Genomic DNA, 24256 nt, shown 5'->3' with positions numbered 1-24256 from the left:
CACAGCGAGGTTTCGAGTTTATATGAAAATTTCAAAATTTTTCCAGAGTCTTCAGTTCAGGCTGATTGCGATTGTTCTGGCAATTTTTATTGTTGCAAATGTTGTTATTGTAAGTACAGCCCTCAAGCTTTCTACACAGTCAACGACAAATAGTGTTGAACATCTTCTTGATGCGGTAACAGACAGTGTTGCAAATAAAATTAAGGGTGAAATGGATAAGCAGTACCGTATGCTTGATGCCCTTGCTATGATGGATTTTATCCGCCGTGAAGATACTCCGCTTCTTGCAAAATGCCAGCAGCTTACGAGTGTTGCCCGCGTAAGTACCGAATACGAAAACCTTGGTTTCTATGATCTTGATGGAAACAGTTATACTGCTCAGGGGCAGAAAATCCAGCTTAAACGTGCCTATATTGATGCTGCAAAAAGAGGCGAGCGCTACGTTGCCGACACAGCAATAAACCCTGTAACAAACGTTCTTTTCCAGATTTATTCTGTTCCTGTTTATGATTACAACCACAAACCTGTGGGATGTCTTTCAGCAAACCTTTTGGGCGATACCCTCTCTAAGAAAATTGAACAGATGAGCTTCGGCTATTCAGATTCTCATATTCAGGTTGTAAACCGCCAGACAGGTCTTACAATTGCTTCTAACCATTTTGAGCAGGTTACTTCTTTCCAGAAAGTTGATACAGATGCAGATGAAGGAATACGCCCTATCCTTGAAAAACTGATGAAGGGAGAAGTAGGAAGCGAAGCATTTATTAATCCTGCAAACGGAATGAAAATGCTTGCAGCATATCGTGATATTCCAGGCACAACATGGTCTGTTCTTGGCGTTTGCGGTTATGATGATTTCTACAGTGAACTTGATACTATGAGCCGGGTTATCGGCTTCCTTGCAATCGGAACAATTATTGTAGCCTTTATCGCTGTTGGTGCTACAATGTCTATCAGTCTTAAGCCACTTAAGGGGGTTAAGGTTGCCATTGATGATGTTGCTTCCGGCGATGCAGACCTTACAAAGCGTATTCCTCAGAAAGGAAATGATGAAGTTTCTGATGTTGTTGCAGGTTTTAATACCTTTATGGCAAAACTTCAGGATATTATTTCCCAGATTAAAGGTTCTAAGGATGAGCTTGGCGCCGTTGGTTCAACGCTAAAAATGAGTACCAACGAAACGGCTTCTTCTATTACACAGATTCTTGCAAATATTGAATCTGTTCATTCTCAGATTAATAATCAGGCTAACAGTGTTCACGAAACTGCGGGTGCGGTAAACGAAATTGCATCAAATATTGAATCACTTGAAAAGATGATTGAAAAACAGAGTGCCGGAGTTTCTGATGCTTCAAGTGCCGTTGAACAGATGATTGGAAACATTCACGCTGTAAACGGCTCTGTAGAAAAAATGAGCACTTCCTTTAATGAACTTAATCAGAATGCTAAAAATGGTGTTCAGGTTCAGATGGATGTAAACGAAAAGATTGAACAGATTAAGGATTTAAGTGAAACCCTGCAGGAAGCAAATACCGCAATTGCCGATATTGCCGAGCAGACAAACCTCCTTGCCATGAATGCGGCAATTGAAGCGGCTCATGCAGGTGAAGCAGGTAAGGGCTTCTCTGTAGTTGCAGATGAAATCCGTAAACTTTCGGAAACTTCTACTGTACAGTCTAAGACAATTGGCGAACAGCTTACCCACATTCAGAACGCTATTATTGATGTGGTAAATGCTTCTGAACAGTCAAGCAAGGCCTTTAATACTATGGCCACAAAGGTTACCGAAACAGACGAACTTGTGCGCGAAATTAAGGCCGCTATGGAAGAACAGGACGAAGGTTCTAAGCAGATAAGCAATGCCCTTCATTCTATGAACGACAGTACAATTGAAGTTCATACTGCCGGTCAGGAAATGGCAGAAGGAAACAAGGCTATTCTTGAAGAAGTTCATAACCTGCAGAATGCAACTGGCGTTATGGAAGAAAGTATGAGCGAGATGAAAATTGGTGCTAAAAAGATTAACGAAACCGGTGAAGCGCTCAGAAATATTGCTACTGAACTGGAAAAGTCAATTGAAGAAATTGGCAGTCAGATAGACCAGTTTAAGGTTTAAAAATCCTGCCTGAAAGGGCTAATTATTGAGAGACTGTCGGACTAAACCGGCAGTCTTTTTTAATATTTTACCTTAAAGCTTCTTTCAAATTCGTCTATAGGAATTATTTTTCTTTCTATATTATCTATGCGGATAAAGCGGTCAGAATCAAGTCTTTCAATCATTCGTTTTATTGAGCTTCCCTGCCCTTGAATTTCCATAAGAACAGAGCCGTCATAATCATTATAAACCCAGCCTGTAAGCCCAAAAGCCTGAGCTGCATACTGGGCTGTATAACGGAAACCAACTCCCTGAACACGTCCTGTAAATCTTATCTGCTGCCTGATTTTTTCTGACATGAAGGCATTATATCACAAAAAAAATTGTTTGACGATTTCAAAAAAGGCAGAGTATAATTTTAATGAGGGATTAGTTGAAAAAGAGAGTTCGGATTATTTCTCACACTATCAGTATCCTCTGTTTAATAGCAGCAGTTTTTCTTTTATCCTTTGCTGTAGATAAGTCTTATAAGCATGACTGTGAGCTGACTGAATCTGTGCATAAAATCTTATGCCTTTGTTCCTATAATACTCAGTATTTTACTTATGAACCTCAGGTTACAGGCTTGCAGCGTTCGCTTGATGAAAGCGGAATTGACTATGATGTCTTTTTTATGGATGCCAAAAAATATGGTACAGAGCATGATATAAAAGTTTTCCATGATTTTTTGAAAGACAGAATGCGTCCGGGCGAATATGAAGCAGTAATTCTTGGTGACGATAATGCCCTTTTATTCGGAATGAAATATCAGGAGGAACTTTTTAAAGGCCTTCCAATGGTTTTCTTTGGTATTAATGATTATGACCTTGCAACACATGCAGCACAGAATCAATATATTACCGGTTTTTATGAGGAAACCTATCTTGATGTTCTTGTTGAGCTTACAAGCAAGCTCTTCCCTGATTCCAGAAAATTTGTTGCCATCCACGATGAAACAGTTGCCGGCCGTTCTGATGAAAAGAAGTTCTATGCTCTTTCCCGCAACTATCCGGATTATGATTTTTCTGATATTGATACTTCAGTTCTTTCAAATAAGGAATTCATTCAGGCGGTAAAGGGAATCCCTTCTGACGCAGTTATTTTCTTTATGAACTGTTATGATGATAAAGAAGGAAATATATATACCGTAAATTCTCGTGCCAAAACTATTTCAAGAAATTCTTCTTGCCCTATTATCAGAAACTATCCGGGCGGAGAAAATCATGGAGTTCTTGGCGGAATCTATATGGATTTTGAAAATCAGTGCTATCTTGCAGGTCAGACAGTTGCAAAAATCCTTGATGGTGCAGATGTTTCAAAAATCCCGCTGGTAGAAATTACCGATAGTCGTTGTGCCTTTGACTGGCAGATGGTAAAGAAATACAAGCTTAATACTTCTGTTTTCCAGAAAGGAACTATTTTCTACAATAAACCGGCAACCATTTTTGATTATTATGGAAGAATTCTTCCTGCAATGGGTCTGATTGTTACAGCCCTTTTAATTACCATTGTTTTCCTGAATTTTTCTGAAGCAGCTGGTAAGAGAATTAATGCCGAACTCAAGGCTTCCCGCGATGGTCTTATAGAGTCAGAAGCCCAGCTCCGCTATCTTGTTGATTATGATGAAGTTCTTGATATTTTTAATCGCAGAACCATTACTAATTTTATTACAAATGAACTTTCTCCGGCAGATAAATACAGCCTTGTTATTATCGATATCGACGGCTTTAAGAATCTGAACGAAAGTTATGGTCATCATGTTGCGGACAGTATTTTGCAGTACATGGTTGCCGTATTTAAGGGAATTTGTACAGGCGATGATTGTAAAATTGCCCGCTACGGCGGAGATGAATTCATTCTCTACTTTAAGGATAGAAATCTGACTCCGGATGATGAGCTTATTGTAAAGCTTATGGATGCAATTCATTCACCTATTCCGCTTGGTGATGAATCTTTAGTTATTACCGCAAGTTTTGGTATTGCAAATTCAGATGGTCAGACTTTGCCAGAGCGTCAGGTTATTAATGCAGAAACGGCAATGTATTTTGCCAAGGACAGCGGAAAGAACCGCGTTGCGCTTTATGACAGTGCAATGAAGAAAAAGGATGATGAAGAATCTCACGTTAAGGCAAAACTTCAGGAAGCCTTTGACCACGATGGTTTCTATATGGTATACCAGCCTCAGATTAATACTAAAACTAAAAAGGTCAGCGGGTTTGAAGCCCTTGTCCGCATGAAGGAGCAGGGCATCTATCCGGGACAGTTTATTCCTGTTGCAGAAAGAAACGGCTGGATCTGGAAAATCGGTCGAATTACAACTGAACTTGTAATTAAACAGCTGGCTTCCTGGCGTGATCAGGGCTTAAAGCTTTATCCTGTTTCTATTAACTTCTCAAGCAATCAGCTGAATGACTACGGTTACATTGATTTTATGAAGGAACTTCTTGATTTATACAAGGTTCCTGCAAATTTAATTGAAATTGAAATTACCGAAGGTCTCTTCCTTGCAAAGAGCGCCCTTTCTGATGCTATCTTCAAGAACTTCCAGGAAATGGGCATTAAGCTTTTGATGGATGACTTTGGTACAGGCTATTCTTCTCTGGGATACCTTACTTACATTCCGGTTGATGTAATCAAGCTTGATAAGTCGCTGGTAGATACCTATCTTGTAGACGGAAAAGATTCCTTTATTAAAGATATTATCCGCCTTATGCACGACTTGGGTAAGGAAATGATTATTGAAGGTGTTGAGGAAGAGTGGCAGTATGAGCGGCTTAAGGAATTTGAAGCCGATATCATTCAGGGTTACTACTTCAGTAAGCCTCTTCCTGCTGACGAAGCAATTACTTTTCAGCCTAAATAAGCCTGCAAATCTTTCTTCATAATTGAAAATTTTCTTACAAAGTGTTATCTTTTTCACCAACTTAGTCAGTAGGTGTAACTATTATGAAAAAATCTTTCATTTCTTTTGTTTTGGCTCTAGGCGTTTTGCTCGGAATGACTGGTTGTGGTAACAAGGCAGCAAAGGACAAGGCTGCTGCAGATAAGGTTGCCGCTTTGATTGATGCTATCTATGTTCAGGAAAGAAATGCCGACACAGACAAGCTTTGTGCACAGGCAAAAAAAGCCTGGGATAAACTTTCAGACGCACAGAAAGAACTTGTTGAAGGCGAAAATGCAGATCCTGATTATTTTGGCCGCGATACAGGCGACGCAAGTCTTGATAATCCTTTAAATCAGGATGGAATTGGCGAAACAGAAATCCTTGTTGTAAGCTTTGGTACTTCTTTCAATGCAAGCCGCGCACAGGATATTGGTGGAATTGAAAAGGCAATTCAGGAAGCAAATCCTGATGCATCTGTTAGACGCGCTTTTACAGCCCAGATTATTATTAATCACGTTCAGGCCCGTGATGGTGAAAAAATTGACAACATGCAGCAGGCTCTTGACCGCGCTGTAAAAAACGGTGTAAAAACTCTGATTGTTCAGCCTACCCATCTTATGCACGGTGCTGAATATGATGAACTTTCAGAAGCTGTAAAAGCTTATGAAGATAAATTTGAAAAGCTTGTAATTTCTGAACCTCTCTTAGGAAAGGTAGGAAAAACTTCTGCTATCACAAATGAAGATAAAAGAGCGGTTGCAATCGCAATTACTGAGCGTGCTCTTGCTCTTGCAGGTTACAATAGCCTTTCCCAGGCAGATGAAGACGGAACAGCCTTTGTTTTCATGGGACATGGAACTTCCCACGCTGCAAAAATTACTTACAGCCAGATGGCTTCTCAGATGGTAAACCTTGATTACGGTAATGTTTTCATTGGTACAGTAGAAGGAGAACCAGAAGAAACTGCCTGCGAAAACGTAATTGAAGCTGTTAAAGCTGCCGGTTACAAAAAGGTTGTGCTTCGTCCTCTTATGGTTGTTGCCGGTGACCATGCAAATAATGATATGGCTGGTGACGATGAAGACAGCTGGAAGTCTATGTTTACTGCTTCTGGCGCCTTTGAAAAAATTGACTGCCAGATTGAAGGTCTTGGCGGTATTCCTGCAGTTCAGACTGTATATGTAAACCACACTGCAGACGCAAAAAAAATTGAACTAGCCGACGGAAACTATTCCGTTACTTTTAAAACTGACAGCACGATGTTCCGTCTGAACGAAGCTTTGGACGGAAAAGCAGCGCTCACCGTAAAAGACGGAAAAATGAGCGTTCACATCACGCTGGCAGGAAAAAAAATCCTGAATCTTTATTGTGGAAAAGCAGAAGTTGCCAAAAATGACCAGGCAGGCTGGCTTAATCCCACTCTTGATAGCGTAACTTACGAAGACGGTTCAACAGATCAGGTCTTTGGTTTTGATATTCCCCTTACAAAAGAAAAACTTGGAAAAGATTTTGACCTTGCCCTTATTGGAAAAAAAGGAATCTGGTACGACCACAAAGTCTGTGTAAAACTTGCTGATAACTTTGAGGACCAGCTTGAACCTGCCCTTGAATTAAAATATGCAAATCAGTTTTCGGTAAAAAAAATCAAAAATTCAAAATGCCGTTATATTAGTCTTCCAAATACTCAGAATTTTGTATTGCAGCCGGAGGAGGAAGAGCTTCCAAAAAATCTGCCTGCTGATGTAATTGTCTTAAAGCAGCCACTTGATAAAACCTATCTTGTTTCAACCTCTGTAATGGATTTACTGGCAAAAATCGGAGCAGTAGACAAACTTAAATTTTCCGGCACAAGGCAGGAGGACTGGTATATAGAAGAAGCCGTAAATGCCATGCAGGGTGGAAAACTTTTATATGCGGGAAAATACAGCGCACCGGATTATGAACTTTTGCTGAGTCAGGGCTGCAATTTTTCTATTCAGAACACAATGATTTATCATAAACCGGAGGTTATGGAAAAATTAAAGGAACTTGGTATCCCTCTGCTTGTTGAATATTCCACTTACGAAAAAAATCCTCTTGGCCGTCTTGAATGGATTAAGCTCTACGGGCTTCTTTTTGGAAAGGAGAAGGAAGCAAATAACTTTTTTGAAGAGACGCTTTCAAAAATCCAGCCTGTTTTAAATAAGAAAAAAGCAGGAAAAAGCGTAGTTTTCTTCTATGTAAATAAGAATGGTGCAGTAAATATCCGCAAGCCAGATGACTATATTGCAAGAATGATTGAAATGGCAGGCGGTAATTATCTTCCGGGTCAGATAAACGAGGGTAAGGATAGCCTTGTAAAATCAATGGGTGGAACCAGCAATATTCAGATGGAAGATTTTTTTGCTGCGGCGTCTGATGCTGATATCATTATTTACAATTCGACCATTGACGGAAAAATAAACTCGGTAGAGGAACTTATAAAGAAAAATGCGGCTTTTGCAGAGTTTAAGGCGGTTAAGAATAAAAGAGTTTATTGCTCAAAGAAAAGTTTTTTCCAGCAGTCGACAGGACTTGGGGACTTTATTCAGGATGTTAACAAGATTCTTAACGGAAAGGAAAGCGAACTTACTTTTATAGAAAAGGTTTTATAAGTAAATTTTTTCTTAAATTTTTCAAAAATTTATTAGCCATTCCTGTTTTATCGGAGTATAAAAGGTTATGGCAGGTATAGTATTTCGAAAATCCGCTTTGGATAAAATCAGTTCTCTTGATCAGCTGGATCAGACAATGAAGGTTGTAAAGCCTTATGACTTTATTTCCGTTATTGCCATGCTTGTTATTGTTTTGGCAGCCCTAGTCTGGAGTATTGTAGGATCTATTCCGGAACAGGTTACGGCCATGGGAGTTTTAATTTCCTCTGATGAAGTTATTGATGTAACCTATACGAATCAGGGTTCGGTAAAGCATGTCTTTGTTGAGCGCGGCGATTTTATCAAAAATGGTGAGGTTATTGCCCGTATTGAACGAACCGATATGCTTGATCAGATTACTCAGGCGCAGACAACAATTGATAACCTTTTAAAAACTCAGGAACTTATCAATAAGAATACTAAAAATGGTATTTCAAAAGAGCGCCGTATGCGCGAACTTTTTGAAAAAGGCCTGATTACCGAAAACGATTACGTTGCTTCTAAACAGAATTCTCTTGATATTGACCGCCAGGTTAATGAAAAAAAACATGAACTTGCGGTACTTAAAGAAAACTATCAGAAGGCTACAAGGGTAGTTGCCCCTACAAGTGGTGTTATTCTTGAAGTCTCGGTAGATAAAAATGACTACGTTAATGCCGGAACAACAATTGCCCTTATTGGAAAAGATAAATCTTCACCTTCTGAGGCAATTCTCTTTATTGCGGCAACAGACGGAAAGAAGATTGAACAGGGAATGAATATTGGAATTATTCCTTCAACTGTAAAACGCGAGGAATATGGTTATATTCAGGGAATTGTTACCGAAGTTTCTGATTTCCCGGTAACAGAAGCCTACATGAGTACAGTTTTGAAAAATTCCATGCTTACAAGAACCTTCTCTCAGATTCAGAATCCGGTTGAAGTTCGTGCCAGCATTATTCCTGACCCGACAACTCCTTCCGGCTATAAATGGTCTTCTTCAAAAGGCCCAAACAAACGAATGTCGCCGGGAATTATGTGTTCAAGTACGATTACTGTAGACGGAAAGCGGCCAATAGAACTGGTTGTGCCTCTGTTTAAGAAGAAGGTACTTGGTATTGGCGCTGATGATAAGTTTGATATTCAGCCTCCAATGCAGCAGTAGGGGAAGGTGGGCGATTGAAATTTTTCAAAGAACTTCCGACAACTAAATATGGTCTCGATCACATAGGGGTAAAAAAGACAAAAACTACCCTGCAGATGGAAGCGCTGGAGTGTGGTGCTGCGGCACTTTCCATGATTTTAAAGTACTACAAAAGGTACGTGCCGCTTGAACAGCTGCGACTTGACTGCGGTGTTTCGCGAGACGGAACTAAGGCTAACAACATGCTCAAGGCTGCCCGCAAATATGGACTTGAAGCAAAGGGTATTAAGGTTGAACTTGGCGGTTTAAAAAAGGCAAGTTATCCGGCAGTAATTTTCTGGAACTTTAACCACTTTGTTGTTCTTGAAGGCTTTAAGCACGGCAAGGCTTATATTGATGATCCGGCTTCCGGCCGCCGCTACGTTGATTTTGATGAATTTGATGATTCCTTTACTGGAATTGTTCTGATGTTCCGCCCGGGCGAAGAATTCGAAAAAGGTGGTTCTAAGCCTGCTATCTGGCCAAAAATTAAACGAAGGCTTGAAGGTCGTCTTTCAATCCTTATGTTTATGATTTTAATCGGCTTCCTCATGTTTATTCTTGGCTTCTTATATCCAAGTTTCAGCCGCTTCTTTATAGATGATATTCTGGTTGCGGGTTCAATGAGGCAGCTTAAACCTTTGCTTGCCTTTATGGCAGGCTCTCTTGTTATAAACGGCGTTCTTACCTGGGTTCAGCAAACTTGTCTTTTAAGGTTCCAGGAAAGGATTTCGTTAAAGACCTCCTCCGAATTTGTGCAGCACCTGTTTAAACTGCCGGTTCAGTTCTTTATTCAGCGAATGCCGGGTGAACTTTGCAATCGTATTGAATCGAATACTTCAATTGCCAATGTAATCTGTGAACAGCTGATTTCGGTCGTAATTAACGGTGTAACAGGTGTCTTCTTCGGCGTACTTATGTTTATGTACGATGTGCCTCTTACCTTTATGTGTATTGTTCTGGTTTCTGTAATGGCAGTTGTCTTCCTTATTTCGTCTGCTAAAATCAAGAGTAAGTCTTTTAAGATTGAAATGGAAGGCGGTAAGCTGAGCGGAACTACAATTTCGGGAATTGAAATGATTGAATCGCTCAAGGCTTCTGGTTCTGAAAATGACTTCTTCCAGCAGTGGGCGGGTCAGCAGGCCAAGGTAGTTCTTGAAGGACAGAATCTTGCCCTGGTTAACCTTGGAAACTCGGTTACCCCAAACGTTATTTCTTCTGTGCTTAATATTCTGGTTCTTACAGTTGGTGCCTTCCGCGTTATGGACGGACACCTTACAATTGGTATGTTGATTGCCTATCAGTCTCTGCTTTCAAGTTTTATGGGCCCTGTAAGTACCTTCATCGGTCTTGGAAAGACCCTGATGGGAATTGATGCCGACATGCAGCGTGTAGACGACGTTATGGACTATCCGGCTCCACCTGTATTTAAGGAATCGCCGGAAGTTACAGATGAAAACTATCTGCCTTACGAACGTCTTCAGGGTTCAATTTCCATGAGGAATGTTTCTTTCGGTTACTCTCGCCTTTCTCCACCGCTGCTTGAAGGCTTTAATCTGGAACTGACTCCTGGTAAGCGAATTGCCCTGGTAGGTGGCTCGGGTTCCGGAAAATCTACTATAGGAAAGCTTTTAAGCTGCCTTTACGAACCTTGGGAAGGAGAAATCCTATTTGACGGAAAGCCGGTTTCAGAAATTGACCGCAAGGTTTTCTCTGCTTCTGTTTCTGTAGTAGACCAGTCAATATCTATCTTTGACGGTACGATAAAAGATAATATCACAATGTGGAATTCAACAATTCCTATTGAACATTACGTTCAGGCGGCAAAGGATGCCTGTATTCACGATGTCATTATTTCCCGTCCGGATGGTTATTATGCAAAATTAATTGAAGGCGGTAAAAACTTCAGCGGTGGTCAGAGACAGCGTCTTGAAATTGCCCGTGCCCTTGCAATTAATCCCCGCATTCTGATTATGGATGAGGCAACATCTGCCCTTGATGCGGTAACCGAGGCTACCGTAGACAGAAACCTTCGCCGCCGCGGCTGTACAAGTATTATCATTGCCCACCGATTGAGTACAATCCGCGACTGCGACGAAATTATTGTTCTGGACACTGGAAAGGTTGTTCAGCGTGGAACTCATGAAGAGCTTATCAGTCAGGAAGGACTGTATAAGGAACTTATCAAGACGATGTAGGAGAGAAGACTATGAATGCCGGAAAAATGCACGTTACAAACAGTAATTTCCTCACGCTTGATTCAAGCAATGTTGCAATTAAAATTATAAAGAGCAGCGCCTATCTTTTTATTGTAGAAAAAATGCCGGACGGTTCTTATGGAGCCCGACATCCGCTTGCGGATTATGAAGAAGGCGGCCTTACCTTTAACTTTACAGTTGAAGATAATGCAGAAAATGCAGGAAAATTTGAAATTGTCCTTGCCGGAACTACCGAAACAGAGGTAGAAATTATTCCGATAGACAAGGCTCTTTCTGAATATGAAAAGGAACTTAAGCTTTCCTGGAAGGTTTTGTGCCGAACCTTTAAGCTGGAAGAAGCCCCTGAACTTTCTAAGGAAACTTATCCCCAAGTTATCAGCATTCTGGCGCAAAAGTCGCTGGAGCTTTTTAAGGCTGATAAGGAATTTGAACGCATTTCCAGCGTAGACTATCAGAGACTTTCTGACAGGGCTTATCAGAATACCCTGAGCACAATTTCTGCGGTTGTAACCCGTAAAAAAGATGTTGAAGACGTTTTCAACAGTGATGAAGTTGCAGTTCAGAAGGTATTCCGCATGGTTGCCAAGAAAACCCGCATTGAAGTAAAGGAAAATGAAAAGCATTATCCAAATACAAAGGCGGGAATTCAGGCAATTGCAAAGGATAATACCGTTCGCCTGCGCGAGGTTCTTTTGCGTGATAAGTGGTATCACGATGACTGCGGCCATCTGATTGCCTTCTATAAAATTGACGGAAGCATTGAACTTTCTGACAGTAATGATATTGATGAAAATTACCGCCCGGTTGCCCTCATTAAAAAGAAAGATTCTTACTTAATGTACGACCCGGCAGATAATTCCGTTACCAAAATTACGGCAGAAAATTCTTCGCGCATAAATCCTATGGCCTTTATGCTTTACCGCACAATTACAAAGGACAAAATCACCATAAAGGATTTGTGCTTCTTTACCTTTGCGGACATCAAAGTTGATTTTATTCGTTTTGTAATAATCGGTCTTTTGTGTACTTTAATCGGAATGCTTACTCCGATGATGACCAAAAACTTTATTGACTACGTAATTCCGAATGCGGCACGTACAATGGCAGTTCAGATTTGTCTGCTGGTATTTGTATGTAATATGGCATCTCTTCTGGGCTCAATTGCAAAATCTCTTGCAAATATGAGACTTCAGACCAAGAGCCAGAACGTTCTGCAGACCGCAATCATAGACCGCCTGCTCCGCCTGCCTGTAAATTTCTTTAAGAATTTTACTTCGGGTGACCTTTCTGACCGCGCAATGACAATCAGTCAGATTCAGCAGACAATTTCGGGAATTATTCTTTCGGCAGTAATGAACCTGCTCTTCAGCGTTGTTTACCTGGTTCAGGAATTCAACTACTGCGCTTATTTTGCAAAGCTTGGACTTCTCTTCCTGCTGGTTCCGGTGCTCGTTCCCTTTATTGCCTGTTTTGCAACCTACCACTGGGAAAAATCCCTGATTGAAAGCGGTGGTAAGATTACCGGTATGCTCTTCCAGTTTTTGAGCGGCATTGAAAAAATCAGAAACTCAAATTCAGAGCGCCGCGTATTCAGTGAATGGTCGCGCGAATATACCCGCCAGCGAACATTCGGCTACAACATAGAAGCGGTAAACAACGTAATGCAGACAATTAATGCGGTTTATCCGACCCTGGTAAGTATTCTTTTCTACTTCTTCTTTAGCGTTGCCATGAAGGAAAAGAAGATTGCGACCCTTTCTACCGGAACTTTTATGGCCTTCCTTTCGGCTTATGGTTCTTTCCAGGGGGCTGTTCTTGGTTTTACAGGTTCAATTCTTTCTATAAGAAACCTTATTCCTATGAGTAAGCGTGTAAAATCTATCCTTGATGAAACGCCTGAAATTCAGGATGACAAACCTTCTATAGGAAAGCTTGAAGGTTCAATTGAAATTAACCATTTGAACTTCCGTTATGAAGAAAAAGGCCCTCTTATTCTTGATGACGTAAACATGAAGATTGAGGCGGGCGAGTACATAGGAATTGTAGGCACTTCGGGAGCGGGAAAATCTACGCTTTTAAGAATGATTCTGGGCTTTGAAAAACCTGAATCTGGAGCAATTTATTTTGACAAGCAGGATATGAACGACTTTGAGGTTGGTTCAATCCGCCGCCAGATGGGAGTTGTACTCCAGAACGATACGGTTTTGCAGGGAACAATGCTGCAGAATATTGTAGGAAGTTCCGGTTTAAAAGAGGCTGATGCCTGGGCTGCGGCGAAGGCGGTTGCCCTTGATAAGGATATCAGGGAAATGCCTATGGGAATGTTTACAATGATTCCAGCGGGCGGACTTTCCATTTCGGGCGGTCAGCTTCAGCGTCTGATTATTGCCCGTGCTATTATCAGAAAGCCTAATATCCTTCTTTTTGATGAAGCAACCTCTGCCCTGGATAACGTAACTCAGTCGGTAGTTCGTCAGAGTCTTGATGAACTTAAGGTAACTCGAATTGTAATTGCCCACCGATTAAGTACCATTATTCATGCAGACAGAATTTACGTAATGAAAGACGGAAAGGTTATAGAAACCGGTAATTACGAAGAACTGATTAAGATGAATGGTTATTTTGCAGAACTTGCAAAACGACAGAATGTATAGAAGGGGGACTGGAAAAATGATGAAACGAAATATAAAAAATATACTTACCCTTTGCGCTGCTTTATCAGTGCTGAGCCTGTGTCTTTCCTGTAAGTCAGATAAACCAGCTCTCAAGCGTGAAAAGGTAACGACAAAACTTTTTAACAAAGAAAAAATAATCCGCATTGCCTGTGCCGGCAGCTGGGAACTTAATGTCGGTGATAACCTGCAGTGGGAAGGAATTCAGTTAGCCTGCGACGAAATTAATGCAAACGGCGGAGTAGACGGCGCTCAGGTAGAGCTGATTCAGTATGATGACCAGATTACCGAAAAAACTGGACTTCATGCCGCTTATGAAATTTCCAACCGTTTTGATATTTCGGCAGTTATAGGACATTCAGTTTCGGGAGTTGCGGTAGAAACTTCAAAGGTTTACCAGTATTACGGAGTTTTAATGTTTTCTCCAATGGCAACGGCAAGAAAACTTACCGCTCAGGGCTTCCCTTATGTTTTCAGAAATATCCCGAGAGCCACAATTTTTGCTCACACTGCTACATCTTTCTGTAAAAAACAGGGCTGGAACCGCATGATTATCTATTATCTGGATACTCTCTATGGTGAAGATATTTCAAATGCCTTCGAATTTTCATGCGTAAAGGATGAAATTTTTGTTGTTGACCGCGAAAGCTACTCAGACCTGGATCTTGAAGCCCAGTTTATTCACATGACAAAGTGGCTGAACGACAATTTTGAATATGATGCTGTCTTCCTCGTTGGCGATATGCCTCAGGTAAAGGATGTTGTTAAGACCATGAGGGAAAATGGACTTGTAAAGCCTATTCTTGGTGGAGACACATTTGATCACCCTGCCATGGAAGAATGGATTGTAGAAAATAACGTACGTGATATTTACGCCGTTACCAGCTATGACCGCGATGCCCAGTATTCAGCTTACAAAAATTTTAAGGAAAAATTTACTGAAAAATATAAGAAAGAACCGGATCAGCAGGCTGTACAGGGCTACGATGCATTAAAAATTATTACCGGTGCTATGGCAAAGGCTCATTCTGTAAAGGCAAAGGATGTGTCTGATGCTATCCGCAAAAATACCTGGGACGGTCTGAACGGCAGATATTATTTTAATAAAAACGGCGATATAGTTGGGGCAAATATTTATATTCGTGATTATAATAAATTATGTGATGAATATATAGAAAAGCTGGCAGAACAGGAAAAAGCTGTAGAAGCAGAGTCTGTAAAAACAGGGGAGTAACGGGTGTTCTCTAAAAGATTTATATTTGCTGTAGTTAGTTTATTTTTCTCTATAAATGTTGTTTCTGCAGAAAAGAAGGCGGATGAAAATACTGTTGTATATGAAGACAGAGTTTTTACGCTTTATGATGCAATTACTTTAGCCATTCAGCATAACTACGATGTACGTAAGCAGCAGCAGGCTCTTATAATTGCAGAAGCAAAATACAGACAGGCTAAAGGTGCGCTTGACCTTTCTATTGGTGCAGAAGGCGATTATACATACAGCCAGAACCCGGTAGATCCGCGCGATCCAAACTATCTTTACGGCTATTCTTTTATTACACCGGAATCTGTTTACGGTATTTTTTCTAAAAATTCGCTTACAAGACAGGGCAGCGGCTCCATTTTTATGCAAAAACTCTTTAGCATTGGGCTTCAGTCTAAGCTTTCTTACAGTGTAAAGCGAACAAATAATGTTTCAGATTATGAATACGGCGACGCCTATGCCGCAAATACCTATAAAAAGTACAAAGATGAGCACGGAAGAAACCTTGGCGAACTGAGCCTTGAACTGTCTTTACCGCTCTTTAAATCCTTTAATTCTTCTGTAACTGCATTACAGATTAGTCAGGCAAAGGATTACCTTGACCAGATGCGCTTTCAGCTTCAGGACACAATAAGCCAGACTGTAATTAATACTACTAAGGCTTACTGGGCATATTTTATGGCCTATAAAAACCTGAACCAGCTTGAAATTTTGCAGCAGAAGTTTGATACCCGTAATGCAAACATAGACAGCATGGTTAGAGCCGGTATTTTGATGAAAAACGATATCCTTTTAATGAAGGTTAGCGTAAGTTCAAACCAGAGAAGTCTGGATTCTGCAAAGGTAGAATATTTTAAGACAAAGATGGATCTGGCAAATATGCTTGGAACTTCTGACCTGGAATTGATAGAAAACCCGGCAGATATGTTCCAGGAAATGAACCTGAATGATGAGCCTGATGTAATTTCTGTAGATGACATAGATGAAAATCTTCTTGCCTATGTAGAAGAAAACCGCATTGACTTTAGAATGCTAAAAGATCAGATTAGTTCTGCAAAAAAAGGAATTAAGATTGCAAAAATTAACGGAAGACCGGACGCAACCCTCGGTTTCAAAATCGGGATGAACGGTACAACCTATTCTGATGATGCAGGTGAAACAGTAACTTCAGGCTTCTGGAACGTACGCGGAGCAAATATTAACGGTTCTATCGGAGTTACAATCAAGCCTTTTGACCGCGACACAAGCGGAAAGGTTATGGAAGCCAAGGCAAACTATGAAACTCTCATGATAGATTACGAAAAGAACCGTAATACTCTTTATCTGCAGCTTAAAAACTGTGTAGAAAAGCTTAATCTTTACAGGAATTCCCTCTTAAAGGCAGAAGGCGTATACGAAATGCAGAGCCAGCTTTACAATAACGAGCAGGAACGTTTCCGTGCGGGTCTTATTAAGCTGGATAACCTTATTGAACAGGATCAGAAGTTTATACAGGCAACACAGGAACGCTACCAGACCCTTGTAAATTATCTGGAAGCCCTGCTTGAATACAAATATGCAACTGCAAGTATTGTAGGAATTGATGTAGAGCCAACCCCGGCTCCACTGCCGGATACTCCACCTCAGGCAGCTCCTGAAGGTGAAGAAAAAGCTGCTAAAGAAGTGGAACGCGATACTTACTAACGCGATTTAATCAATGAAAACTAATCAAGCTGGCGGAATGGAAGAATCCAGTGACCAGCTGAGTCATCTTTAACTCTATCGTTGGTTGCACCGCCTTCCTGTATTACTACAGTTCTTACCTTATCGTTTCCGTTAGCAGTAGAAGTCCAGTATTCTTCGTTTATTTTCCTGTCCATAGTATTGTATACATCGTTTAATTCTTTACACTGTAAAAGCTTCAGTTCTTTTTCTGAAGGAAGATACCAGTCATTTTTGTAGACTCCGGCAATTCCTGCCATTTTATCGTAGTCATAACTGTATAAGAGAGCGACGTCTCGATTATTATTATGGCGGTAGTCTTTATCAATCTCCAGAAGGATTTCCATGTTCTTTTTTCCGTCACAATCTGTGGTTTTTATATTATGCTTATAGAGAGAAGGAGAAAGATCTGCGTTAATCCAAATGTTACCCGGAATTTTTAAAGCTCCTATAAGACGGGTTTTTCCGTCCACATTCTTACCTGTTTTAAGGTTGTAAGAATTTGAAACAAGAACTGCTACTGCAGCAGCCTTCTGCTCGTTACTCATTGCATGAATGTGTACATATGGAATAACACTTCCGTCTTTAAGAAGAACATCCCCTACATTAATAAGATTCATGCTTGTTCCCATAACTGTAGCCTTGTCTTTCCAGCTTGCATACCATTTTGTTGTTGAAACATCGTTTACAGTGTTACTGTCTGCGTTAATAGTAAAATAGCTGGTGTATAAGGTATCATTTTTTGTGTGCCAGGTATCAAAATAGGCTTCATCCCTGTCGCTGCAGATTGGTTTTAATGAAGTCATACCGTACAAGCCTGTAACTATAAAAAGAGGAACAGTGTCAGTGGCAATGTTGTAAAATTCATAGCGGATTGTACAGCGTTTGTAATATACATTAATAGTTGTATCATTCTGAATAAAACCTGCGTAAACAAAGCCTTCGTAAGCCTTGTTATTCAGGGAGCTTGCACTTGAGCCAGCCGGATAATAGGTATTTGTAGTATCCGCGTCGGTATCGCGCTCCCATGCAGTAAGGTCTGTTTCGCCTGTTACAGGCTGCTTGTAGTAGTAAATTCTGTAGGCATCTTTGTTTGTATAATAGTCAGAATAATCAGCATTCTTTTTAAGAACTTCATAATCTACCTCTGCCTTGCAGGAAGAAAGACATAAAGCAGAAAGTAAAGAGGCTGAAATTAAAGACAAAAGTAAAGATTTTTTCAAAATTGCCTCCTATTTAAAAGCTCTGACAGGGAAGGCATAAGATTTTGTATGACCATCTTCCCACTCACTTTTACTTTTATTAACAAGATTTACTTCACCCTTAAAATCTAACGCATAAGCCCTATTGTATATGGAAGCTTTTTCGTAGCTTTCTTTTGGATTTACATGTGCGATTTTATCACGCATTTTAGGCTCAGCTGTTATGTCATACATGCGCAATGAAACCCACATATCATCTTTGCTGTATTCTCCACCATGATCTCCAGGTTTTGTTCCTTCCGGGTATGAAGAATCTGAAAAGCTTGTTAAAATTAAGGTACTCTGGGTTGTTTTTGATGTATTTGCGTTTACATCAAAGGTTTTTCCGGCCAGCGTGAAAACACTCTTAATTGTACTGAGCAAACCTTCTTCAATCATAAGAACCCGCATTTCATAGTAACTTGGAAGATACCAGCCGTCGCGGAGGCTTTCTACCATATCAACAGTCTCTCCATAGGTATAGGCATAATAAAAGGCGGGAGCATAGTAATAGGAATAGGCAACGAGCTGATCTGTTTTTGCAAGGTTTTTGCTTCCGTCATACATATTAAAGGAAAGTAAACCTGCCGTTTGATTTTTATATGTTATGTTCTGAAGGTCATAACCTACATAGAGAGCAAGATATACATCATCATTGTTAACTTTTATGGTTTCTTCACACCATTTTGTGTTCTTCGGGTTTATGGCAATTGCAAGCATTGTATTGCCGTTTTTATTGTTGCCATTTTCCGGATTATATGATGTGGTGTAAATAACTGCCACAGCCTGATTTTTCTGCTCTTCTGTCAAAGGAGTTTCAATGGCATCTGCATAGGAAGTTGCGCTTCCGTCTGTAAATACAATGTCTCCTACTACAGAAGGCTTTATCTTGTTTCCTATGCGGGTAGTTGAATTCCATTGGGCATAGAAATCAAGAGACTGATTTCCAAAAACTTTTAAAAGCTGGCTTTCGTCATCAGCTTCCCAGCAGTCAAAGGTGTAAAAGGTGCGTTTTGGCACAGGAATATAGGGAACGGGTTGTCCTGGTTTACCAGTAATTGAATAAAGCTGATTTGTGCTGGCTTTAGAATAGTAAAAATTATAAGTAACTCCGTTTTTTACGTTTACAGCATCAGTCTGTTCAGATGAATAAGTTTCTTCTCCGTTTGAACAGGAAGACATCATAAAAAGAGAAGAAAATAAAATTGTAAGAGGAATAATCAGATATTTTCTTTTCATTTAAACTCCCGCATTGCAAGTGCTGTGCTAGTGGTGTTAGGTTCTACAAGCTTTTTTGGGGTCTGGAGTACATACCAGGAAACTTTATCATCGCCGCTTTTCTTTCCCATTGCGCATGTGCTGGTCCAGAAGTTGTCACTTACTACGTCGTAGCTGACACCTGCTGCGGCAAAGGCTGCCGACACCGAAGTAGCGTCAGAATAGTTGCTGGATTTGCTGATAAATGCCTGCATCCATTCATTATAGGATGGAAGGAACCAGCCTTCCCATAATTCGTCCTTAATTGTTATGTCTTTTTGTCTTCTGGCGTAGTCTGCATAGTTTAATGCCCAGTTGAGGATAGGGAAATCTTCAAGAGTTTCCGGATAAGCGCTTTTTGTTCTGAGTATTGAAGTATTTACTCTTCCGTCATTCATTGATGATGGTGTATCAAAATAGTCTCCTTTAGACCACCACTGATATGCCGGGGCAGGAATAGTTCCAAGTCCAATTACAACTTTTCCTTCATTGTACCCCGTACCGTTTCCTGTAGTGCGGTTATAGGTTGTACTTATAATTACTGCAATTGCATTTTTTTTCTGTTCTTCTGAAAGATGACTTACGCCCTGATCATCCTGATAATCCTGATAATGAGAAGCAGTTCCGTCAGAAAAAACAATATCGCCCACTGTGTCCGGGCGTTCCTTGTTTCCATAAGGAGTGAACCATTGAGCGTAAAAATCCATGCTTTTTGTACCGTAAACTCTTTGCAGCAGGGCACCGTCGTTACCCCTCCACAGGGCAAACTTTCCGTTCGTGCTGTAATTCTTTGTCGGCGGAGGAGTAAGAGGCAGCAGACATTTTCCTTCCAGTGTTGCAACCGGAATTGTGTCATTCGGCATCAGGAAGAACCTGTAGGTAACCTTCTTTGCCCTGTAAAAAAGGTTCAGAGTCTTACCTGACTGAGAAAAACCATACTGTTCATAACAGTCATAGTCTACGCCTTTGGTTTCATCTATGTCATTTATGCTGCCTATTGTAGAAATCCTTGTTCCTGCGGGAACATGCTTTGTTTCCGAGCCAACATATTCATAGTTTTCGCCTCTTTCATCAAGAAATTTATCCCCGTTTTTATCCGTGAAATAACGCTGAGTGTAGTAGGCGACAGTCGTAGCTTCTGAACTTGTATATTCGGAAGTTTTAATTGTTGTCTGGTCTATGTATTTCGTTTCAGTAATATTAGAGCATGAAGCAAATGCGCAAAGTGAAAGCGTAACCATAAGTCCACCTAAAAACTGAATCAAAGATTTGCGGTTCTTAGGTTTATCCTTATCTGATTCAACACCAGCGGCTGCAAGCATTTCTGTCTGGGAGTCAGTCATAATTGAAATACGGTCGTCTTCTTCATTGTCGGCTTCATGAGCGCTTCGAATCAATGTTTCAAGACGCCTGTTTGCGGCAAAATGCTGAAAATCTAATAGTACTTTTATGTCTTTTTCATTCATAATCGCACCCCTATATCCGTGTTTCTTGCTTATTTATACTCCGGACGGATAATAAAAGGCTAAAAAAAATTAAAAAATTATGTTATTTTTTTGTGTTTTTTAAATTTGTCCCTTATACTTTCTATATAAAGGAACGTTATTGAATGGATAAGGATGAGATTTACAACCAGTACCACGACAAAGTAATGCGTTATATCTTGGGCAGAAACATTAGTCCATTTGATGCAGACGATCTTTGCCAGGCGGTCTTTATCAAAATTATGAATAACCTGGACTCTTTTGATGAATCAAAGGCATCTATTTCTACCTGGATTTATACAATCACCCAGAATACAGTTCTTACCCATTACAGAACTACAAGCCGGGCTCAGAAACGTTTCTTCTTTTTTGGCGGGGACGATATTGGAGACGATATAGGCTTTGTTGATACAAGCTTTGAAAACATTTTGAATGACGAAACACTTGGCGAACTTGCCCAGGCTCTTGAAAACCTTGATGACCGTTCCAGAAATCTTATTATCTATATGTACTATGACGGCATGACAATGAAGGCCGCTTCCGAAAAACTTAAAATTTCCTATGCAAATGCAAAAATCATTATAAAAAAGCCTTTTCCGAATTAAAAGAAAAACTCGCATAATTTAATTTTTTTTAGCCTTTTTTCATGAGGCGGAGTATAAATTAGTGTAAGACAAAAACAGTGGTTGAGCAGGCGCGCTAAACAGCCACTAAAACTGATGGAGGTCCAATTATGGAAAAGATTGATAAGAAAGAGTTATTTGAAACTGCAGCTAAGCAGGGTGCGTCTGCAGATTTTATTGAAACTTTTGAAAAGAACTTTGACCTTGCAGAAATCCAGAATATTATTGCTTCATGTGATACACAAGACGAAGCTTTTCAGAAGCTCCACGAAAAGTATCCTGTTTTGAAGATTGAAGATCTTAAAAAGCAGTTTGATGAATATGCAGCTAACATGAATAAGTCGGAAAATTCAGAGAGCGAAGAGGTTGTAGACCTTGAAGATGATGCTCTTGAAGCAGTTGCCGGTGGAAGTATCGGAAGCTGGCTTAAGAAAAACTGGGCTGGTCTTGCGGTAGGAGTTGTTTGTACTGTGGCAGGTGCTGCTTTGGGTTCTCCTATGATTGGTGCAATGGTAGGACAGACTGCAATGGGTCTTGTTAATAGCGAGGTTGCTAAGAAAGATATCAAGAAAGATGCTAAACAGGATGAAAGCCATAACTTCGGTTAAGCTTTGGAGGTAGCCTTATGAAGACTTTGAATGAAGAACAGATGAAAGAACTCTTGAAAAAAGAGGGATTAAATAACGAAGTAATTGGAAGCATTAATTTTGCTGAGCTGGAAGAAACCGTACTTTCATGTACAACAACAGAAGAAGCTTTGAAGAAGCTTGCCGAAAAATATCCGGAAATTGATCAGCAGTCATTTGACGAATGCTACAAATATGTAAAAGAGGAACTTGATAAGCAGCTTTATGCAAATAATTCTGATAGTGAAGAAGTTGTAGATCTTGAAGATGATGACCTGGAAAGTGTAGCCGGAGGAAGTGTAGGCAGCTTCTTTAAGAAGCACTGGCCTGCAATTGTAACCTTTGTTGGTGTATCGGCACTGGCATACTTTGGTATGAAAAAGTTTGGTGGTACAAAGGCCGCTGCGGGTGGAACTGAGGCCGCAGCAGGAGAAGCAGCAGAAGCAGGAAAGGCAGCTGAAGCAGCTAAAACACCTTCTATGGGAAAAAATATTGCTGGTGGTTTGGGCTTTATGGCATTAGGTGTAGTACCACAGATGTTGACAGCGAGTGATAATTAATTCAGGAGGATGACTATGAATTACGTAGAAAATATGAAAAATATTGGCTTTTCTGATGAAATTATTCAGAAGGTTACAGAGCATAAAGACTATGAGGCAATTGCAAAGATTATGGATGAGTCGGTTTCTTTTGAAGACGCGGCTGCAAGAATCAGTAAAGAGTTTCCTTCCATCAATATGGAAGAGGTAAAAAAGAATCTGGAAGAAATGAGTAAGCAGCATGAGGAAGCTGGAAACTCTTCTTCTGAAGAAGTTGTTGATATTGAAGATGATGATCTGGAAGCAGTTGCAGGAGGTGCTTCTGGAGGTTTGGGAAGCTGGTTTAAGTCTAACTGGAAAACAGCAGGACTTGCTTTCATGGTAGGTGGAATTGCAGCAGTTGCACTTGATTATGTATTCACCAAGAAGCAGGCCACACAGGATGTTAAGGGGGCTGGAAGCACAAGCAAGAAAGACACCAATGACCCTACAAACAATTCTGATTCGACAATTTTCTAGGATTGCTATGGTAAAACAAAGAGCTAACTTTGTGCGAATGGCGGCTGCTGTAATAACGGCAGCTGCCGTTTGTGTGTTTATAACAGGATGTGATTTGGGAACCTCAGAGAATAAACCAAAGGAAGAAATGGTTGAGGTTACTTTTGAAGCAGGTGCTGTTAATCCATTTGATGAAGAGGGCGCATACTGGGAAACAGAAGATGGCGGGAGAATAAGCAAAATACAAGTACAGGTTCCCTATGGTTCTAATGGTTATAATTATAAACCCGAGGATCCTAAGATTGATGATGAAAGTGCGCATTGGATGGGCTGGTATTTTAGGAAGGGTTCAACCCCCAGTTATAAGTATGATTTTCGGATTCCAATAAAATCTAAATTGCTTCTTACCGGAAAATGGGGAACAACAGAAGCTCATGATGTTACTTTTGATGCTAATGGCGGAAAATGGACTGATGGGGCTACGCAAAAAACTATAGAGAAAGACTTTGACCAGGAAATTGATCCTAATAAATTAGATTTAGATAATCTTTCCCGCTCGAGAGTTGAAACTGGAAGTAACCTTGTATTTTGCGGCTGGTATTTAGACCAGGAATGTACAAAAGAGTTTAAATATGATGCAGAGGTGTATGAAGACATAACAGTATTTGCTTATTGGGCAGATGTCAAATGCACCTGGGAGGAGTTTAAAGCTAAGGTTTTAGATGATAAATTCTCTAGTGAACAAGATATAGACTACACTGTTTGCATAGCTGATGATGCCGCAGAATCAATAGACTTTATTAATGAAGTAAATTCTTCTGAACATTATCAAAAATTTACTACATCAAAATATAAATTTAATCTTGATTTCAGGCAGGCTTCAAAACTTAATACAATAGCCGGCTTTTCTGCGATAAACAGTCTTAAATATGTCAGTCTTCCAGCATCTCTCAGAACAATTAAAACAGGCGCCTTTACGGATTGCTTGTACTTGAGTGAAGTTAATATTACAGAAGGCTGTGAAGAGATTTGTAGCCATGCATTTTCTAAATGCATGGATCTTAGAAAATTGTATTTACCAGAATCCATTAAAAAACTTGATCAGTCGATACTTATTAACTCATTAAATATTATAGATATGGATGTAGTAATATACAGTGGAACCAGTTCTCAGTTTGAAAAAATAGATATTGAAGTTAGCCCAGGTTCTAATACAGGTCTTTGGGTAAGCTGTCTGGATGGTTCAATTAGAACCCTGCTTGTGGTAGACGGTCTGTTATAAC

17 protein-coding genes are annotated in these 24256 nt (G+C 40.2%); 13 read left to right on the top strand and 4 right to left on the bottom strand.

Translation table 11 applies throughout. The features are described 5' to 3' along the window. The first annotated feature begins 22 nt into the window (after window positions 1-22). Window positions 23-2116, top strand: a complete 2094-nt coding sequence (locus MSI_RS02845) for a methyl-accepting chemotaxis protein (protein ID WP_009103515.1) — start codon at window positions 23-25, stop codon at window positions 2114-2116. 59 nt (window positions 2117-2175) lie between these two features. Here the strand turns inward: MSI_RS02845 and MSI_RS02840 are convergent, their stop codons facing one another. Continuing rightward, window positions 2176-2454: an acylphosphatase gene (locus MSI_RS02840; RefSeq protein ID WP_009103512.1), complete on the bottom strand. Its 279-nt coding sequence runs from the start codon at window positions 2452-2454 to the stop codon at window positions 2176-2178. 74 nt (window positions 2455-2528) lie between these two features. Between MSI_RS02840 and MSI_RS13785 the strand changes: the two genes are divergently transcribed. The 7 genes from MSI_RS13785 (at window position 2529) to MSI_RS02805 (ending at window position 16687) form a co-directional block, all read left to right on the top strand. Beyond that, a complete protein-coding gene (locus MSI_RS13785; RefSeq protein ID WP_009103510.1) occupies window positions 2529-4997 on the top strand; it encodes an EAL domain-containing protein in 2469 nt (822 codons plus the stop codon). Window positions 4998-5080: 83 nt separating this feature from the next. Further along, window positions 5081-7651: a sirohydrochlorin cobaltochelatase gene (locus MSI_RS14265; RefSeq protein WP_009103508.1), complete on the top strand. Its 2571-nt coding sequence runs from the start codon at window positions 5081-5083 to the stop codon at window positions 7649-7651. A 67-nt stretch (window positions 7652-7718) separates the two neighbouring features. Next, a complete protein-coding gene (locus tag MSI_RS02825) occupies window positions 7719-8834 on the top strand; it encodes an NHLP bacteriocin system secretion protein (protein ID WP_009103507.1) in 1116 nt (371 codons plus the stop codon). A gap of 14 nt (window positions 8835-8848) precedes the next feature. Further along, entirely contained in the window at window positions 8849-11050 is a 2202-nt protein-coding gene (locus MSI_RS02820; protein ID WP_009103505.1) for an NHLP family bacteriocin export ABC transporter peptidase/permease/ATPase subunit, read from the top strand. Between the two features lie 11 nt (window positions 11051-11061). Beyond that, complete coding sequence (locus tag MSI_RS02815) at window positions 11062-13725, top strand: NHLP bacteriocin export ABC transporter permease/ATPase subunit (protein WP_009103503.1); 2664 nt, start codon at window positions 11062-11064, stop codon at window positions 13723-13725. Between the two features lie 16 nt (window positions 13726-13741). Then, window positions 13742-14977 (top strand): ABC transporter substrate-binding protein, encoded by a 1236-nt coding sequence (locus tag MSI_RS02810; protein WP_009103501.1) that lies wholly within the window; start codon window positions 13742-13744, stop codon window positions 14975-14977. A gap of 3 nt (window positions 14978-14980) precedes the next feature. Further along, window positions 14981-16687, top strand: coding sequence for a TolC family protein (locus tag MSI_RS02805; RefSeq protein WP_009103499.1), 1707 nt, complete (start codon window positions 14981-14983; stop codon window positions 16685-16687). Window positions 16688-16707: 20 nt separating this feature from the next. Here the strand turns inward: MSI_RS02805 and MSI_RS02800 are convergent, their stop codons facing one another. From MSI_RS02800 to MSI_RS02790, 3 genes are read right to left on the bottom strand one after another with little or no spacing between them, the layout of a single operon-like run. Continuing rightward, window positions 16708-17928 (bottom strand): hypothetical protein, encoded by a 1221-nt coding sequence (locus MSI_RS02800; RefSeq protein ID WP_009103497.1) that lies wholly within the window; start codon window positions 17926-17928, stop codon window positions 16708-16710. 9 nt (window positions 17929-17937) lie between these two features. Then, window positions 17938-19185 (bottom strand): hypothetical protein, encoded by a 1248-nt coding sequence (locus MSI_RS02795; protein ID WP_009103494.1) that lies wholly within the window; start codon window positions 19183-19185, stop codon window positions 17938-17940. Further along, window positions 19182-20669, bottom strand: coding sequence for a hypothetical protein (locus MSI_RS02790; RefSeq protein WP_009103492.1), 1488 nt, complete (start codon window positions 20667-20669; stop codon window positions 19182-19184). The genes MSI_RS02795 and MSI_RS02790 overlap by 4 nt, the downstream gene beginning before the upstream one ends. Window positions 20670-20812: 143 nt before the next feature. On the opposite strand from MSI_RS02790, the gene MSI_RS02785 reads away from it, so the two are divergent. From MSI_RS02785 to MSI_RS02765, 5 genes are all read left to right on the top strand, one after another. Then, window positions 20813-21292: an RNA polymerase sigma factor gene (locus MSI_RS02785; RefSeq protein ID WP_009103490.1), complete on the top strand. Its 480-nt coding sequence runs from the start codon at window positions 20813-20815 to the stop codon at window positions 21290-21292. Window positions 21293-21420: 128 nt separating this feature from the next. Beyond that, window positions 21421-21918, top strand: a complete 498-nt coding sequence (locus tag MSI_RS02780; RefSeq protein WP_009103488.1) for a hypothetical protein — start codon at window positions 21421-21423, stop codon at window positions 21916-21918. A 17-nt stretch (window positions 21919-21935) separates the two neighbouring features. After that, window positions 21936-22496: a hypothetical protein gene (locus tag MSI_RS02775; RefSeq protein WP_009103486.1), complete on the top strand. Its 561-nt coding sequence runs from the start codon at window positions 21936-21938 to the stop codon at window positions 22494-22496. A 15-nt stretch (window positions 22497-22511) separates the two neighbouring features. Further along, a complete protein-coding gene (locus MSI_RS02770) occupies window positions 22512-22994 on the top strand; it encodes a hypothetical protein (RefSeq protein WP_009103484.1) in 483 nt (160 codons plus the stop codon). Between the two features lie 7 nt (window positions 22995-23001). Continuing rightward, entirely contained in the window at window positions 23002-24255 is a 1254-nt protein-coding gene (locus MSI_RS02765) for a leucine-rich repeat protein (protein ID WP_009103481.1), read from the top strand. Window position 24256 lies beyond the last annotated feature (1 nt).

This window comes from Treponema sp. JC4 (assembly GCF_000260795.1).
Taxonomy (GTDB): Bacteria; Spirochaetota; Spirochaetia; order Treponematales; family Treponemataceae; genus Treponema_D.
Note: the sequence above shows the minus strand (reverse complement) of the source record. Positions and strands in the feature narration are given on the sequence as shown.

What these genes read in the sequence shown, in the direction of transcription:
- MSI_RS02845 (WP_009103515.1), top strand. Translation starts at nt 23, where the DNA reads ATGAAAATTTCAAAATTTTTCCAGAGTCTTCAGTTCAGGCTGATTGCG.
- MSI_RS02840 (WP_009103512.1), bottom strand. Translation starts at nt 2,454, where the DNA reads ATGTCAGAAAAAATCAGGCAGCAGATAAGATTTACAGGACGTGTTCAG.
- MSI_RS14265 (WP_009103508.1), top strand. Translation starts at nt 5,081, where the DNA reads ATGAAAAAATCTTTCATTTCTTTTGTTTTGGCTCTAGGCGTTTTGCTC.
- MSI_RS02825 (WP_009103507.1), top strand. Translation starts at nt 7,719, where the DNA reads ATGGCAGGTATAGTATTTCGAAAATCCGCTTTGGATAAAATCAGTTCT.
- MSI_RS02815 (WP_009103503.1), top strand. Translation starts at nt 11,062, where the DNA reads ATGAATGCCGGAAAAATGCACGTTACAAACAGTAATTTCCTCACGCTT.
- MSI_RS02810 (WP_009103501.1), top strand. Translation starts at nt 13,742, where the DNA reads ATGATGAAACGAAATATAAAAAATATACTTACCCTTTGCGCTGCTTTA.
- MSI_RS02795 (WP_009103494.1), bottom strand. Translation starts at nt 19,185, where the DNA reads ATGAAAAGAAAATATCTGATTATTCCTCTTACAATTTTATTTTCTTCT.
- MSI_RS02790 (WP_009103492.1), bottom strand. Translation starts at nt 20,669, where the DNA reads ATGAATGAAAAAGACATAAAAGTACTATTAGATTTTCAGCATTTTGCC.
- MSI_RS02785 (WP_009103490.1), top strand. Translation starts at nt 20,813, where the DNA reads ATGGATAAGGATGAGATTTACAACCAGTACCACGACAAAGTAATGCGT.
- MSI_RS02780 (WP_009103488.1), top strand. Translation starts at nt 21,421, where the DNA reads ATGGAAAAGATTGATAAGAAAGAGTTATTTGAAACTGCAGCTAAGCAG.
- MSI_RS02775 (WP_009103486.1), top strand. Translation starts at nt 21,936, where the DNA reads ATGAAGACTTTGAATGAAGAACAGATGAAAGAACTCTTGAAAAAAGAG.
- MSI_RS02770 (WP_009103484.1), top strand. Translation starts at nt 22,512, where the DNA reads ATGAATTACGTAGAAAATATGAAAAATATTGGCTTTTCTGATGAAATT.
- MSI_RS02765 (WP_009103481.1), top strand. Translation starts at nt 23,002, where the DNA reads ATGGTAAAACAAAGAGCTAACTTTGTGCGAATGGCGGCTGCTGTAATA.